Source organism: Pseudomonas sp. NFACC08-1, assembly GCF_900106735.1.
Classification (GTDB): Bacteria; Pseudomonadota; Gammaproteobacteria; order Pseudomonadales; family Pseudomonadaceae; genus Aquipseudomonas; species Aquipseudomonas fluorescens_Q.
On sequence record NZ_FNNL01000001.1, the window covers coordinates 658,209 to 673,184 of the forward strand.

The 14,976-nt window shown below is 61.2% G+C and carries 14 protein-coding genes and 1 pseudogene; 5 read left to right on the top strand and 10 right to left on the bottom strand.

Annotated elements, in window-relative coordinates; all coding sequences use genetic code 11:
* Nucleotides 1-31: 31 nt before the first annotated feature.
* The gene (locus BLU76_RS03070) at nucleotides 32-979 is read right to left on the bottom strand and encodes a choline ABC transporter substrate-binding protein (protein ID WP_063324026.1); all 948 of its coding nucleotides are present in this window, start codon (nucleotides 977-979) and stop codon (nucleotides 32-34) included.
* A gap of 424 nt (nucleotides 980-1,403) precedes the next feature.
* Here BLU76_RS03070 and BLU76_RS03075 point away from each other — a divergent pair, with 424 nt between their 5' ends.
* Nucleotides 1,404-2,780 carry an L-serine ammonia-lyase gene (locus tag BLU76_RS03075; RefSeq protein ID WP_092146280.1) on the top strand — a complete coding sequence of 459 codons (1,377 nt, stop codon included), beginning with the start codon at nucleotides 1,404-1,406 and terminating at the stop codon, nucleotides 2,778-2,780.
* A gap of 613 nt (nucleotides 2,781-3,393) precedes the next feature.
* A complete protein-coding gene (locus BLU76_RS03080; protein ID WP_003177576.1) occupies nucleotides 3,394-4,497 on the top strand; it encodes a choline metabolism transcriptional regulator GbdR in 1,104 nt (367 codons plus the stop codon).
* A gap of 144 nt (nucleotides 4,498-4,641) precedes the next feature.
* On the opposite strand, the gene BLU76_RS03085 is transcribed toward BLU76_RS03080, so the two are convergent.
* The 6 genes from BLU76_RS03085 to BLU76_RS03115 form a co-directional block, all read right to left on the bottom strand.
* Nucleotides 4,642-4,905 (bottom strand): hypothetical protein, encoded by a 264-nt coding sequence (locus tag BLU76_RS03085; protein ID WP_018612353.1) that lies wholly within the window; start codon nucleotides 4,903-4,905, stop codon nucleotides 4,642-4,644.
* A 300-nt stretch (nucleotides 4,906-5,205) separates the two neighbouring features.
* Nucleotides 5,206-6,369 carry a gamma-butyrobetaine dioxygenase gene (locus BLU76_RS03095; protein ID WP_092221451.1) on the bottom strand — a complete coding sequence of 388 codons (1,164 nt, stop codon included), beginning with the start codon at nucleotides 6,367-6,369 and terminating at the stop codon, nucleotides 5,206-5,208.
* Between the two features lie 20 nt (nucleotides 6,370-6,389).
* On the bottom strand, nucleotides 6,390-6,866 hold the full coding sequence (locus BLU76_RS03100) for a thioesterase family protein (protein WP_092146282.1): 477 nt from the start codon (nucleotides 6,864-6,866) through the stop codon (nucleotides 6,390-6,392).
* A 179-nt stretch (nucleotides 6,867-7,045) separates the two neighbouring features.
* A complete protein-coding gene (locus tag BLU76_RS03105; protein WP_092146283.1) occupies nucleotides 7,046-8,011 on the bottom strand; it encodes an L-carnitine dehydrogenase in 966 nt (321 codons plus the stop codon).
* Between the two features lie 178 nt (nucleotides 8,012-8,189).
* The gene (locus BLU76_RS03110) at nucleotides 8,190-9,077 is read right to left on the bottom strand and encodes a 3-dehydrocarnitine:acetyl-CoA trimethylamine transferase CdhC (protein WP_072342220.1); all 888 of its coding nucleotides are present in this window, start codon (nucleotides 9,075-9,077) and stop codon (nucleotides 8,190-8,192) included.
* A gap of 71 nt (nucleotides 9,078-9,148) precedes the next feature.
* Nucleotides 9,149-10,093 (bottom strand): choline ABC transporter substrate-binding protein, encoded by a 945-nt coding sequence (locus tag BLU76_RS03115; RefSeq protein WP_092221453.1) that lies wholly within the window; start codon nucleotides 10,091-10,093, stop codon nucleotides 9,149-9,151.
* Nucleotides 10,094-10,279: 186 nt separating this feature from the next.
* Between BLU76_RS03115 and BLU76_RS03120 the strand changes: the two genes are divergently transcribed.
* Together BLU76_RS03120 and BLU76_RS03125 are read left to right on the top strand one after the other, a co-directional pair.
* Nucleotides 10,280-11,239, top strand: coding sequence for a GlxA family transcriptional regulator (locus tag BLU76_RS03120; RefSeq protein WP_092221455.1), 960 nt, complete (start codon nucleotides 10,280-10,282; stop codon nucleotides 11,237-11,239).
* Nucleotides 11,240-11,307: 68 nt separating this feature from the next.
* Nucleotides 11,308-12,486: an ATP-binding protein gene (locus BLU76_RS03125; RefSeq protein ID WP_092221457.1), complete on the top strand. Its 1,179-nt coding sequence runs from the start codon at nucleotides 11,308-11,310 to the stop codon at nucleotides 12,484-12,486.
* Between the two features lie 196 nt (nucleotides 12,487-12,682).
* Here the strand turns inward: BLU76_RS03125 and BLU76_RS03130 are convergent, their stop codons facing one another.
* From BLU76_RS03130 to BLU76_RS03140, 3 genes and pseudogenes are all read right to left on the bottom strand, one after another.
* Nucleotides 12,683-13,099: a DUF3010 family protein gene (locus BLU76_RS03130; RefSeq protein ID WP_092221459.1), complete on the bottom strand. Its 417-nt coding sequence runs from the start codon at nucleotides 13,097-13,099 to the stop codon at nucleotides 12,683-12,685.
* Nucleotides 13,100-13,131: 32 nt separating this feature from the next.
* A pseudogene (locus BLU76_RS03135) lies at nucleotides 13,132-13,314 on the bottom strand (helix-turn-helix domain-containing protein); the annotation flags it as partial.
* A gap of 41 nt (nucleotides 13,315-13,355) precedes the next feature.
* Nucleotides 13,356-13,757: a lysozyme inhibitor LprI family protein gene (locus BLU76_RS03140; RefSeq protein WP_092221461.1), complete on the bottom strand. Its 402-nt coding sequence runs from the start codon at nucleotides 13,755-13,757 to the stop codon at nucleotides 13,356-13,358.
* A gap of 234 nt (nucleotides 13,758-13,991) precedes the next feature.
* Here BLU76_RS03140 and BLU76_RS03150 point away from each other — a divergent pair, with 234 nt between their 5' ends.
* A complete protein-coding gene (locus tag BLU76_RS03150) occupies nucleotides 13,992-14,969 on the top strand; it encodes a dipeptidase (RefSeq protein WP_063324039.1) in 978 nt (325 codons plus the stop codon).
* Nucleotides 14,970-14,976: the final 7 nt, after the last annotated feature.

The window sequence follows — 14,976 nt, forward strand, 5'->3', positions numbered from 1 at the left end:
CGAGCGAACTCGCCCGGCATAACATCAGCAGTTATTGCGCAAGTTTGGCTTTCACGGCTTCCAGGCCAGGTTTACCGTCAATGGTGGTCACGCCAGCGAGCCAGGTATCGAGTACCTGTGGGTTTTTCTTCAACCAAGCCTTGGCGGCGGCCTCAGGTTTCATCTTGTCATCGAGCACGTTGCCCATCAGCTGGCTTTCCATGTCGACGGTGAACTCCAGGTTTTTCAACAGTTGGCCAACGTTGCTGCATTCCTGGCTGTAGCCCTTGCGGGTGTTGGTCGCCACGGTAGCGGCACCGAAGTCGGGGCCGAAGAAGTCGTCACCGCCGGTCAGGTACTGGATCTTGAAACGGGTGTTCATCGGATGTGGTGCCCAGCCGAGGAACACCACATCGGTGCCGCGCTTGGCGGCACGGTCGACCTGCGAGAGCATGCCCGCTTCACTCGACTCGACGACTTTGAAGCCTGCGTCCTTCAGGCCGAAGGCGTTCTTTTCGATCATGCTCTGGATCAGGCGGTTGCCGTCGTTGCCGGGTTCGATGCCGTAGATCTTGCCGTCCAGCTCTTTCTTGAATTTGGGGATATCGGCGAAGTCGTGCAGGCCTTTGTCATACAAAGCCTGAGGCACGGCGAGGGTGTACTTGGCGCCCTTGAGGTTGGTGCGCACGGTTTCCACGGTGCCGGCTTCGCGGTAGGCCTTGATGTCGTTTTCCATGGTCGGCATCCAGTTGCCGAGGAATACATCCATGTTCTTGCCATCGGCCAGGGACTTGTAGGTCACCGGCACGGAAATCATGGTGGTCTTGGTCTTGTAGCCGAGGGCGTCGAGCACCACGCTGGTGGTAGCGGTGGTCACGGTGATGTCGGTCCAGCCGACATCGGAGAAATTGACGGTGCTGCACTGTTCGGGTTCAGCAGCGTTGGCCAGCATCGGAAGACTCAGCATGGCGGCCAACAACAACGATGTGGAACCTTTCATGGGTGGACTCCTGGTGTTTTATCGGCGGTGTCCGGTCAGGACAACCGCGCTTATTGGATGTTGCGGTTGGTGGCGCGTGGGCACTCTCTGACACGCGGCCTTGCAAACGAGCCGTAACCGATCATGTACCAGTGCAAATCTGACGCCTACAGGGTGGGTCGTATCCAGTACAGGGAGGGTCGCATCCAGTGTCGGTGACGTCGTTTACAGATTTTTTCCGCCCCTGGCGGGCCTCTGATACGCAGAAAAACGGCGCAAAACCGGGGCCAGGACGGGACGGCGTTGCTGGGCATGATTGCGTCGGTGTCAGACGTCGGACCCCAAGGCAAAAACCGGATGATGCGGCCATCCCGGCGTTGAGCGTAGCAGCTCCGTCACCGGACGCTTCTGCGCCCGGATGTGCCTGTTCTGGAGGTTTTCGGCAATGGCAATCAGCGTTTTCGACTTGTTCAAAATCGGTATCGGCCCGTCCAGTTCCCACACCGTGGGCCCCATGCGTGCCGCGGCGCTGTTCGTTGAAGCGCTGAAGGCAAAGGCCCTGCTCAATGATGTGCGCCGGGTCGAGGTGCAATTGTTCGGTTCGCTGTCGGCCACCGGCATTGGCCACGGCAGCGACAACGCCGTGATCATGGGCCTGATGGGGGAGTGGCCGGACGCAATCGACCCGTCGCAGATCGGCCCGCGTATCGAGCTGCTGCGTGAAACCCAGACCCTGCTGCTCGACGGTCGCCTGCCGGTGCCGTTCGTATGGTCCCGGGACATGCGCCTGATCGACGAGAACCTGCCGTTCCATCCCAATGCGATGACGCTGGTGGCCGAGGGCGCCGACGGCGAGCTGCACCGTGACACTTATTACTCGGTCGGCGGTGGCTTTGTCGTCGATCAGGCCCAGGCCTCCAGCGGCGTGGTGGATCTGGACAGCACTGAGCTGCCTTACGATTTCTCCAGCGCCGAAGAATTGCTTGAGCTGTGCCGTACCCACAACTTGCGAGTAGCCGAGTTGATGCTGGCCAACGAAAAGGTCTGGCGGTCCGAAGAAGAGATTCGCAGTGGCCTGATGAAACTATGGCGGGCCATGCAGGATTGCGTCGAGCAGGGCCTCAAGCACGAAGGCATCCTGCCGGGCGGTTTGAATGTGCGTCGGCGGGCGGCCAAGTTGCATCGCAGCCTGCAAGAGCTGAACAAACCCAATGTCATCGGCTCGACCCTCAGCGCCATGGAGTGGGTTAACCTGTTCGCCCTGGCGGTCAATGAAGAGAATGCCGCCGGCGGACGCATGGTCACGGCGCCGACCAATGGCGCGGCGGGGATCATTCCGGCGGTGCTGCATTACTTCATGAAGTTCAGCGAAGCGGTCACCGACGCCAACGTCGTGGATTATTTCCTCGGTGCGGCGGCCGTCGGGATCCTGTGCAAGAAGAACGCATCGATTTCTGGCGCCGAAGTCGGTTGCCAAGGTGAAGTGGGATCGGCCTGCGCCATGGCGGCGGCAGGCCTGGCGGAGATCCTCGGGGCCACGCCGGAGCAACTGTGCAACGCGGCGGAAATCGGCCTGGAACACAACCTCGGCCTGACCTGCGATCCGGTGGGCGGCCTGGTGCAGGTGCCGTGCATCGAGCGCAACGCGATTGCCGCGGTGAAAGCCATCAATGCCGCGCAAATGGCGCTGCGGGGTGACGGCCAGCACTTCATCTCCCTGGACCGGGTGATCCGCACCATGCGTGATACCGGTGCCGACATGCATGACAAATATAAAGAGACCTCGCGCGGCGGCTTGGCGGTCAGTGCGGTGGAGTGCTGATCCAAAGCTCCCACTGCCCTCTTTAGGCCAGCACCTGTGGCGAGGGGATTTATCCCCGTTGGGCTGCGAAGCGGCCCCCTATGGTTTTACAGATGTGTATGAGTCGAGGGCTGCTGCGCAGCCCAGCGGGGATAAATCCCCTCGCCACAAATCCACTCGCCACAAATCCCCTCGCCACAAAGAACTAAAACCGCTCGTAAAATGCACACCCACCTCGAAACACGCCACCTTTTAGCGCGTCGCAAACAGACAAGAGACGAACGGTCGGCCCCACCGTCGGGTGCCACGCGACCGTCCGTCGCCGCACTTGTGGTGATACCTGTTGCGCAAGCCCCGCAGCCCAGTTCCCACAAGTGCTACCGATCTGCTCACGGTGCCGCGTGACGGGGGCCAGACACCCGCCAAAGTCCTGATAACCGTCCCTCGAAATACGCCTTGAATAGACAGGCCGCGATGTCGTTTTCAGGATTTATTGAACGCGCATTCAATTTAGGCATGACAATTGCTGTAACACTGTAAAGCCCGTCTCCCTTGTGGAGAGCAATGGCACATAACCCAATAAAAAGAGCCTCCGCCTGAGGCCATCACCCGCTTTGTGTGAGGAGATACCGCGATGACGACGTCCAACTCCGGGGCCCAACCCCAGAACCGTGCGCCTCAATCCATCGGCTTTTTGCTGCTGGACAATTTCACGCTGATTTCCCTGGCGTCCGCGGTAGAACCGCTACGCATGGCCAACCAACTGTCCGGTCGCGAGCTATATCGCTGGACGACCCTTACAGTCGATGGCGGCCAGGTCTGGGCCAGCGACGGCTTGCAGATCACCCCCGATGCCTCGATGCACAAGGCGCCGGCCCTGGATACTGTCATCGTCTGTGGCGGCATCGGTATCCAGCGCACCGTGACCCGCGAACACGTGTCGTGGCTGCAGAGCCAGGCCCGTCAATCCCGTCGCCTCGGCGCGGTTTGTACCGGCAGTTGGGCCCTGGCCTGCGCCGGTCTGCTGGACGGCTTCGATTGCAGCGTGCACTGGGAATGCCTGGCGGCAATGCAGGAAGCTTTCCCACGGGTATCGATGAGTACCCGCTTGTTCACCCTCGACCGTAACCGCTTCACCAGCTCCGGCGGCACCGCGCCGTTGGACATGATGCTGCACCTGATCAGCCGTGATCATGGCCGTGAACTGTCGGCAGCGATCTCGGAAATGTTCGTCTACGAGCGTATCCGCAACGAACAGGATCACCAGCGTGTGCCGCTCAAGCACATGCTCGGCACCAACCAGCCGAAGTTGCAGGAAATCGTTGCGCTGATGGAAGCCAACCTCGAAGAGCCGATCGACCTGGATGAACTGGCGGTGTACGTCGCCGTGTCCCGGCGTCAGCTGGAGCGGTTGTTCCAGAAATACCTGCACTGCTCGCCGTCGCGCTATTACCTCAAGCTGCGGTTGATTCGTGCACGGCAACTGCTCAAGCAGACGCCGATGTCGATCATCGAAGTGGCCTCGGTGTGCGGCTTCGTCTCCACCCCGCACTTCTCCAAGTGCTACCGCGAATACTTCGGCATTCCGCCGCGTGACGAACGCGTCGGTTCCAACACCACGCAGCAGGTGGCGATGATGCCGTTGCCGCAGGCGTTGGTGCTGTCGCCATTGTCCGGCCCGCTGTCGGCGCTGAGCCAGGCACGTAATGAGTCGACGTTTGCCAGTGTGAGGCTCTAGCAGCTTTCTGTGGCGAGGGAGCTTGCTCCCGCTGGACTGCGAAGCAGTCCCAAAACCGGCCTATGCGGTGTATCAGTCAAATGGCATTCGCTGGTTTTACGACCGCTTTGCGGCCGAGCGGGAGCAAGCGCCCTCGCCACAGGGTCAGGCGCTATGGTTCTGCTGGTATTGCATCAACGCCGGCAACAGCTGCTTATCAATCGCCTGGCGCACGGCCGGCAGGATAGTGGCGCTGCTGGTGTACATCTCCTTGACCATCCGCCGCAAATCATTGGCCCGGACGGTGTCCAGCCCCCGCACGGCGCACTCGCACGCCTGCTCGGCGGTGGAGCCGCTGGGTATTTGCAGGCCCAGGGCCTTGAGATGGCCCAGCAGGTCTTCCTGGTCGATCAAATCGGCGTACATCATGACGCTTTTCCTTGTTCAGGGATTGGGGTCGTGTCTCGATTCTGGTAGCCACCCGAAGCGGCGGCAAGGGCAAATGGTCGCAATGTCATGAATGACTATGGAGGCGTCGTTTTCGGCTAACTTGCACGGAGCTGGACTGGGCACACTGACCTCAAGCTGAATCACGATGGTCTGGTCACCCTCGCGCGACAGCTCCTCCAGTAACGCAACCTGCCCCGATCCTGTCACGGCTTGATCGGGGATTTTTTTGCCTGTGAATCAGGGAAAGCTTGGGTGTCCGGCGATGAACGATGACGCGGCCTAGCGCTGCAACACCAGAATCCGCGACAACAACTCATCCCGATCCACATAGCATCCCTGGAAATGCCGGGCCCCGGAGGCCGGGTCGAAGGCATTGCGGGCGTGGAGGGTGCGGCGGTTGTCGAAGCACCAGAGCTGGCCGGGTTCGAGACGCTGTACCAGGCGAAATTGTGGCTCGCGGGTCAGGGCAATGAAGCGGCGGTAGGCGCGGTAAAGCTTGGGCATCTGCTCGACCGTGGTGTCGAACGGCCCACGCAGGAAGTTCGCCATGCGGATTTCCGAAACCTGGCCGAGGGCGTCCAGCGCGATGATTGGCGCCAGGCAGCGGTAGTCGCTGCGACGGTCCTTGTTGCGAAACTCCACCGGGATCCGGCACAGCGCGTCGAAGGCCTCGGGGTCTTCCTGGCGCAGTGCTTCAGCAATGGCAAACCCGTCGACAAAAATGCTTTCGCCACCGTCGGCGTCATTCACCAGGCAATGCAAGAATTGCAGCCCCGGCTGTAATTCCCGGGTCGGCAAATCACTGTGCAATGGCAGGTTGAAAGCGGTGTAGGCGTTGCTGTCGGCATCGGCTTTGGACTGCACATTGAACAGCACACCGAAGTTGCTCTCGCGAATAAAGGAAATGCGCTGGGCAATCCGTGTCAGCGAGCCGGGTTCGGTGGGTACGCCGCGCACCTGGGTCAGGCCGATGTCGCGCACCGCCAGCAACCATTGCAACAACGCATGGGCATCGTCCATCAGTGCCGGGTAGTCGAACACTGGCAATTGCAGGTCGTGCCGCCACAGTTGGCGCCGAGGCTTGTTCGCCAGGCGCTCGGCCCGGGACTGATCATCGTAGGCGTGGGCGCGCAACCAGCCCGGGTCGAAACGGCTCTGGTGACCGTCCTGCCAATCCACGCACAGGCAGCCTTCGTCGTCGAGGTAGGTTGCGCCGGGGGCAATGTCTTCAGGGACGTCGATGATTTCCAGCACCTGCTCGCGGGTGACGCTGTAGACGCATTGAGGGCAAGGGCAGTTGTCCCGCAGCCACGGGTGATGAAAGGGGCTGGCCCGGCCATCGGCCCACATCACTTGGATCCGGTCGGCCAAGGGTGTGACGGCGGTCAATGGGAAGATCAAGGGGTAATGGCGAAAGTCGGCAAAGGCGGCGGCGGTGTTCATGGCGATCTCCTGTTCGCGGCTTATCGGGGGAGAGGCAGGGCGATGATCCGGCCGATGTACAGCGGCGGCGGCAGGTCGGATTGTTCGTCGAGCAGGGCACCGAGCCGGTCCAGGGTCTGTTCGGTGAAAGGCGCCGAGCGCGGGCCGGCCAGGTCGACGTGCAGTAGCATCTGTTCATTGCCGGCCAGCTCTTTATCACCGCCGACCAGATGCAGGCTGTGGTAGAGGTGCAGGCGTTTGGCGTCGTGGCCGATGATGTGCGTGTGCACCTCGACCTGGGCGTCGAGCTTCACTTCGTGCAGGTAGTTCAGGTGCAGTTCGAGGGTGAACAACGAGTGGCCGCTGGCTTCGCGGTTCTGGCTGTCCATGCCGAGCCGGTCCATCAGCGCGTCGGTGGCGTAGCTGAAGATCAGCAGGTAGAAGGCATCACGCAGGTGGCCGTTGTAATCGACCCATTCGGGGAGGATGCGGGTTTGATAGGTGGTTAGGGTGGGCATGCTGGAACTCCACAAATAGTCGCTGGTGTACACCCTTGTGGCGAGGGAACTTGCTCCCGCTCGGCCGCGAAGCGGTCGTAAAACCAGCGAATACGATTTGACTGATACACCGCATTTGCCGGTTTTGGGACTGCTTCGCAGTCCAGCGGGAGCAAGCTTCCTCGCCACAAGGGGGGTGTTTATTCGCTGAACGCCATGCCATGCTTGGCCTTGGTGGCCTTCACCGCCTCCAGCACAGCCAGCAGACAATCGTCACGATAGCGCTCCAGGGCCGAGATGCTATGGCTGCCCAATTGCGCGCTCGTGCCGTCCACCACATCGTCGATCAGCTTTTCGGTCAGCTCTGGCGCTGGCAGGTAGGTCCACGGCAGTTGCAGCGCCGGGCCGAACTGGGCCATGAAGTGCCGCATCCCGGCATCGCCGCCGGCCAGGGTGTAGGTCAGGAACGTGCCCATGAACGACCAGCGCAAGCCGGCGCCAAAGCGGATCGCATCGTCGATTTCCCCGGTGGTCGCCACCCCGTCGTTGACCAGGTGCAGGGCTTCGCGCCACAGCGCTTCGAGCAGGCGGTCGGCAATGAAACCGGGCACTTCCTTGCGCACGTGCAGCGGCCGCATGCCAAGGGATTCGTACACCTGCATCGCCGCCTGTACGGCTTCGGGCGCGGTGTTTTTGCCGCCGACCACTTCCACCAGCGGCAACAGATAGACCGGGTTGAACGGGTGCCCGACCACGCAGCGCTCCGGATGGGTGGCGCCTTCGTAGAATTCGCTCGGCAGCAGCCCCGAGGTACTGGAACCGATCAGCGCGTTCGGCTTGGCAGCGGCACTGATCTGGCCGTGCAATTCGAGCTTCAATTCCAGGCGCTCGGGGGCGCTTTCCTGGATGAAATCGGCGTCGCGCACACATTCTTCGATGGTCGCGACAAAGCGCAGCCGATCCTGCGAGGCGCCAGGGGCCAGGCCCTGTTTTTCCAGCGCGCCCCAAGCGTTGGCGACGCGTTTGCGCAATGCCGCCTCGGCACCCGGCGCCGGGTCCCAGGCGACGACGTCCAGGCCATGGGCCAGGGCCCTGCTGACCCAGCCGCTGCCGATTACACCACTGCCCAGGGCGGCGAAGGTCTTGATGTCGGTGATAAAGCTCATGGTGTTTTCCTAATGATTCGCCGATTCCCTGTGGGAGCGAGCTTGCTCGCGATGACGGATTCCAGGTGCAGCAGATGCCCTGGATGTACCGCCGCTATCGCGAGCAAGCTCGCTCCCACATTTGATCTTGGTGGTCTTGAGACCTGCAGTCACTGCAGATCCAATGTGTACGTTCGGCTCAGCCGCGCTGGGTCAGCCCCATTTTCTTGCGACCTTCAGCCGGGGTGAGCACGCGGGCGCCGAGGCGGCTGAGGATTTCGCCGGCCCGCTCCACCAACTGACCGTTGGTCGCGAGTACGCCTTTGTCCAGCCAGAGGTTGTCTTCCAGCCCGACCCGCACGTTGCCTCCCAGCAGCACGGCCTGGGCGGCCATCGGCATTTGCATGCGGCCGATGCCGAAACCCGCCCACACCGCGTCCGCCGGCAGGTTGTCGACCATGGCTTTCATGGTGGTGGTGTCGGCCGGTGCGCCCCACGGGATACCCAGGCAGAGTTGGAACAGTGGGTTGTCCAGCAGGCCTTCCTTGATCAGTTGCTTGGCGAACCACAGGTGACCGGTGTCGAAGATCTCCAGCTCGGCCTTGACCCCCAGTTCGGTGATGCGCTTGGCGCCGGCCCGCAGTTGCGCCGGAGTGGAGACGTAAATGGTGTCGCCGTCGCCGAAGTTCAGGGTGCCGCAATCCAGCGTGCAGATTTCTGGCAACAACTCTTCGACATGAGCCAGGCGGGTCAGCGGGCCCACCAGGTCGGTGTTGGGGCCGAATTCCATTGGCTGTTCGCCCGCACCGATCTCCAGGTCGCCGCCCATGCCGGCGGTGAGGTTGACGATGATGTCCACGTCCGCTTCACGGATGCGCTCCATCACTTCGCGGTACAGCGCCACGTCGCGGCTGAACTTGCCGGTCTGCGGGTCGCGGACGTGGCAATGGACCACCGTGGCCCCGGCCTTCGCCGCCTCGATGGCGGCTGCGGCGATCTGTTTCGGGGTGACCGGTACGTGAGGGCTCTTGGCGGTCGTGTCGCCAGCACCGGTGAGTGCGCAGGTGATGATGACGTCGTGGTTCATGGTGCGGATTCCTTCAGGCGTGGTAAGTCACTGCGCAGCCCTTTGGTGCTGCGCAGATGGATAGCGGTTGTTCAGTTACTGGTCAGTTTCAGGTTGTCGGCGGCGGGCTTGCCGTCGAAGGTGGTGACGCCTTCGAGCCAACGCTGCTTGTCTTGCGGATGATCCTTGAGCCATTGCCGGGCCGATTCGAGCGGGTCCTTGTGATCGAGCAACGGCTGCATCATCCGGCTTTCATCTTCGGCGCTGAACGTCAGGTTGCTCAGCAGGCGACCGACGTTCGGGCATTGTTGGGCGTAGTCCGGCGCGGTGACGGTCCAGACGGTGGCCATGCCTTCGTTCGGGCCGAGGGCGTCGTCGCTGCCGGTGAGGTAGGTCATTTGCACGTTGACGTTCATCGGGTGCGGCGCCCAGCCAAAGAACACCACGGCTTCCTTGCGCCGCACGGCGCGGTCCACGGCGGCGAGCATGCCGGCTTCGCTGGACTCGACCAGTTGGAATTTGCCCAGGCCGAACTGGTTCTTGGCGATCATCGCCTTGATCTGGGTATTGGCGCCCGAGCCAGGCTCGATGCCATAGATCTTGCCGCCCAGCTCTTTTTCGAATTTGGCGATGTCGGCGAAGGTTTTCAGGCCCTTGTCGGCCAGGTAGGTCGGTACCGCCAGGGTGGCGCGGGCGTCCTTGAGGCTGGGCTGCTCTAGCACTTTGACCTGCTTGGCCTCGACGAACGGGGTGATGGTCTGGGTCATCAACGGGTTCCAGTAACCCAGGAACAAGTCCAGGCGCTGGTCGCGGATGCCGGCGAAGATGATTTGCTGGGAGGCGCTGGTTTGCTTGGTCTTGTAGCCGAGGCCGTCGAGCATCACTTGGGTCAGGGCGCTGGTGGCGATGACATCGGTCCAGTTGACCACGCCCAGGCGCACGTTCTGGCACGCGGCGGGCTCGGCAGCCATGGCGGCGCCATTGAGGAAAGTGGTGCCGCAAAGTGTAAGTACACAGGAGCTGATCAGTCGTTTCATGTCGGGTTCCTCGGCAGCTTATTGTTATGGGGTCCGGTGTCTGTGCGCCGGTGATGCCAAGTTACGCAGCCCGGCACTTGGCGAAACGCACAGCGGCGACGTGCTCTTGCACTGCAGCGACTCTTGAATGGGCCTTGCAACTGGCGTATCAAGGTCCGCACGCTACCCGCCAACCGAGTGCGCTCCATGTCCCAGGATTTCTACTTTTTGTTGATGCCGGGTTTTTCGGCCATCGGTTTCATTTCGGCCATCGAGCCGTTGCGGGTCGCCAATCGGTTTCGTGGCGAGCTGTACCGCTGGCATGTGCTGAGTATCGATGGCGGGCCGGTGCTGGCGAGCAATGGCATGTCGGTCAACGCCGATGCCGCGCTGGAGCCGCTGAAGAAGGGCGCGACCCTCTGGGTGGTGGCCGGGTTCGAACCGCTTAAATTCGCCACCCCAACGCTGGAGCGCTGGCTGCATCGGCTGGACAACGAAGGTGTGACCCTGGGCGGCATCGACACCGGCAGCGTGGTGTTGGCCGAGGCGGGGCTATTGGAAGGGCACCGCGTGACCTTGCATTGGGAAGCGATCGAGGCGTTCAAGGAGTCTTATCCGCAACTCAGCGTGACCCAGGAACTGTTCGAGATCGACCGTCGCCGCATCACTTGCGCCGGTGGCACCGCGTCCATCGACCTGATGCTCGACCTGATCGGCCAGGCCCACGGTTCGGAACTGGCGATCCAGGTCAGCGAGCAGTTCGTGCTCGGCCGCATCCGTCCGCGCAAAGATCACCAGCGCATGGAAATCGCCAACCGCTATGGCATTCGCAACAAGAAGCTGGTGCACGTCATCGGCGAGATGGAAACCCACAGCGAACCGCCCCTGAGCACCTTGGCACTGGCCGAATCCATTGGCGTCACCCGGCGCCAACTCGAACGCCTGTTCCGCCTGCACCTGAACGACACCCCGAGCAACTTCTACCTGAGGCTGCGCCTGGAGAAGGCCCGGCAGTTGCTGCGCCAGACCGACATGAGTGTGCTGGAAGTGAGCATCGCCTGCGGCTTTGAGTCGCCGTCGTACTTCACCCGCAGCTATCGGGCACGGTTCGAGCGATGCCCGCGGGAGGATCGGCGACGGCAGGGGGATGGTCGGGAGCTGGTTTGACAGGCTTTTATACTCAATTATACTCGCGACTATAAATTATACCTGCCGCCATAATTGAGTATAAAACCATGTCCAAGCACCCCGGTTTTGTCTTCCGGCGCCCCGATCTGGCCCGCAATATTGTCGATGGGCTGGCCGGCGCCGGGATCCAGGATTACACCTCAGGCCTGTTCCTGGCCGCGCCAAGGCGTACCGGAAAAAGTACGTTCCTGCGCGAAGACCTGATTCCCGAATGCGAGACGCGAGGTTGGCTCGCGGTCTACGTCGACCTTTGGGCCAACAAGGAGAAGGACCCTGCCGACCTGATCGCCTCGGCCATCGCCGGGGCACTGGTGCCTTATGAAAAGGGTATCCGCAAGCTCGCCAAATCCATGGGCATCGACAAACTCAGCTTCTTGCGCACGTTGTCCTGGGATTTCAGCCAGCCTCAACTGCCCGAAGGGGCGACGCTGACCCAGGCGCTGGAGCTGTTGCACCGTGCCGCGGGTAAAACCGTGGTGCTGGTGATCGACGAAGCCCAGCATGCGTTGACCACCGAGGCCGGGATCAACGCGATGTTCGGCCTCAAGGCTGCCCGCGACCAGCTCAACCAGGGACGTGAGGGGGATGCCAGCGGCCTGCGGCTGGTGTTCACCGGCTCCAATCGCGACAAGCTCGCGCACTTGGTATTAAGCCGCAACCAACCGTTCTACGGGTCCAGCATCACGCCGTTTCCGTTGCTGGGCAAAGCCTTCACCCAAGCCTATACCGCTCATTTGAACGCGCACCTGGCCCAGACCAACCAGTTCAACGCCGATGATCTGGACCAGGCTTTTGAGTTGGTTGGGCGCCGTCCAGAGATGTTGCGCAGCGTCATCGGCGAAATTGCCCTGGAACTGGGTGAGGCGAGCCAGTTGGGTGACTTGCTGCGCAACAGCGCTGAAATGCTGCGCGCCGGCGTCTGGACCGAGTTCGAGAGCGCCTGGAACGCCCTGACGGTGCCGCAACGCGCCGTGCTTCAGGTCATGGCCGAGCGCTCGCAAAACAACGAACCCTTCGCGCCCTTCACCGATTCAACGCTGGAGGCGGTGGGCAAGGCGCTGAGGACTATGGGAAGCGAAGTCGTGCCCGGTACCCAGACCATCCAATCCTGTATTGATGCGCTGCGTGAAAAGGAATTGGTGTGGAAGTCCAACCGTGGTGGTTATGCGCTGGAGGACAAGGCGTTTGCCGATTGGTTGAAGGGGTATCGCAAGCAGAAGGACTGATGCCAACTCCAATGAACTGTCGAACAAAGACTTGTGGCGAGGGGATTTATCCCCGCTGGGCTGCGCAGCAGCCCCGATAGTAGCGATTCAAGCTATATGAGAGACCGAGTTACCAGGTTTCAGGGCCGCTTCGCGCCCCAGCGGGGATAAATCCCCTCGCCACAGGATAGTGTTCAATCAAGTATTGGTTGGCAGCTTACTTCTTTACCAGCGCCGAACACGCCGCCTTGTACGCCTCATGCTGATATTTGTTCAGCGTCGCCGGCAAGGCGAAGTCATGTTTCTTGTGCTGCGCGTTGAGGGTCTGCGGTGACAGCAGCGTCACCTCGCAGCCTTCCAGCAACTGGAATATCCCCTCGATCTTGAACGTGGTCGGTCCGCCGGCGAACTCGCCTTTCTTGCTGCGCTTCTTGATGGCGATGCGTTCGATGCCATGCTCAGCCACGAAAGTCCGTACCTGGGCGGCAAACGCCTTGACGTTGGCGGCTTCGTCATCGTCGTCCAGGGTGATTTTCTTGGTGTTCAGGGCGACGTGGGCCAGTGTCTGCTGTTCCAGCGAGACAACGGCGATGATCGCTTCGCTGCCTTTGATTTCGATGCCGCAGGTTTTCATGGGAATCTCTTTGCTCGGTGGTGACGTGCAGCTTACAGCTCTAACTGATCAGCATGGATACCAAAGGCAGCGGCAATTTTCTCTCGGGTAGCCCGGCGAGGCTTTGCGACCGATTCTTGCTGGGCAAATGCCGGTTGAGAAATCCCTAGGCGCCTGGCAACTTCATCCTGAGTCAGGTTCAGGTGTTCGCGCCAGGCGCGGATAGGCGTGGGGCCAACACATGAAAGGTGTCTGGATATTGCTCCGTGGATAACCTTCAATCCTGCCCAATCGACTCCAAAAACTCCGACCGATCATCGCTCACCTGGGCCATGCAGTCGTTCTCGGCGATTTTGTAGGCTTCGCTGCCGGGTTTGGCTGGGAAGGCGGCGATGGCGCAATCGGCGTCGCGTTGTTTGAGCCACAGTTGTTGGGCGGTCTTGACCTTGGCGGTGATGTCGTTGAGTTGCGTCTTGTCGCTGGCGTAGCGGGTTTGCAGGCGCTCGAAGAGGCTCTGCAGGTTTTCGTTGAGCAATTGTTCGGCGGCGGTTTTGCCATAGGCCGAGCAGGCCAGGGTCTGGACGTCGTTTTCAACTTCGTCGCAGGGGTTGGGTTCGGTGTCTTCGGTCGCATGTGCGACGGTGCTGATCAGTGCCAAAGCCAGGAAGAGTGATTTCATTGCGTTGCCGCTCAAGTCCAGTGAAAACCAGTGATGCGGCGGATTCTGGCGCAACCGTCGGGTAAAGAACAGACGGGTAGGATGGGCCTGTTGTAGTCCATTGTCGTGGATTGACGCTTTCGGCAATTCCCCTGTCGTTTTTGCACCGGGTCGCCACGGCCCTCAGGCATATGCTGGCCCCAAAGCGCCGGCAGACGATTCGGCGCATGAAATCCGATAAAAGGGGACTGCCTGATGAGCCCAGCCGAATTGCACGCCGACAGCATCGTTATCGACGGGCTGATCATTGCCAAATGGAACCGCGAACTGTTCGAAGACATGCGCAAGGGCGGCCTGACCGCAGCCAACTGCACCGTGTCGGTATGGGAAGGCTTCCAGGCCACCATCAACAACATCGCAGCCAGCCAGAAACTGATCCGCGAAAACAGCGATCTGGTGATCCCGGTGAAAACCACCGCCGACATCCGCCTCGCCAAGGAGCAGGGCAAGACCGGCATCATCTTCGGTTTCCAGAACGCCCATGCCTTCGAAGACCAGCTCGGCTACGTCGAGATCTTCAAGCAGCTCGGCGTCGGTGTGGTGCAGATGTGCTACAACACCCAGAACCTGGTGGGCACCGGTTGCTACGAGCGCGACGGCGGCCTGTCGGGCTTCGGTCGTGAGATCGTCGCCGAGATGAACCGTGTCGGCATCATGTGCGACCTGTCCCACGTCGGTTCCAAGACCTCCGAAGAGGTCATCCTCGAGTCGAAGAAGCCGGTCTGCTATTCCCACTGCCTGCCGTCCGGCCTGAAAGAGCACCCGCGCAACAAGTCCGATGAAGAACTGAAGTTCATTGCCGATCACGGTGGCTTTGTCGGCGTGACCATGTTCGCGCCGTTCCTGGCCAAAGGTATCGATTCGACCATCGACGACTACGCCGAGGCCATCGAATACACCATGAACCTCGTCGGTGAAGACGCCATCGGTATCGGCACCGACTTCACCCAGGGCCACGACCAGGCGTTCTTCGAGATGCTGACCCACGACAAGGGCTACGCCCGTCGTCTGACCAGCTTCGGCAAGATCATCAACCCCCTGGGCATCCGTACCGTGGGCGAGTTCCCGAACCTCACCGAGACGCTGCTCAAGCGCGGTCACCCTGAGCGGGTGGTGCGCAAGATCATGGGTGAGAACTGGGTCAACGTCCTCAAAGACGTCTGGGGCGAATAACCGCCGC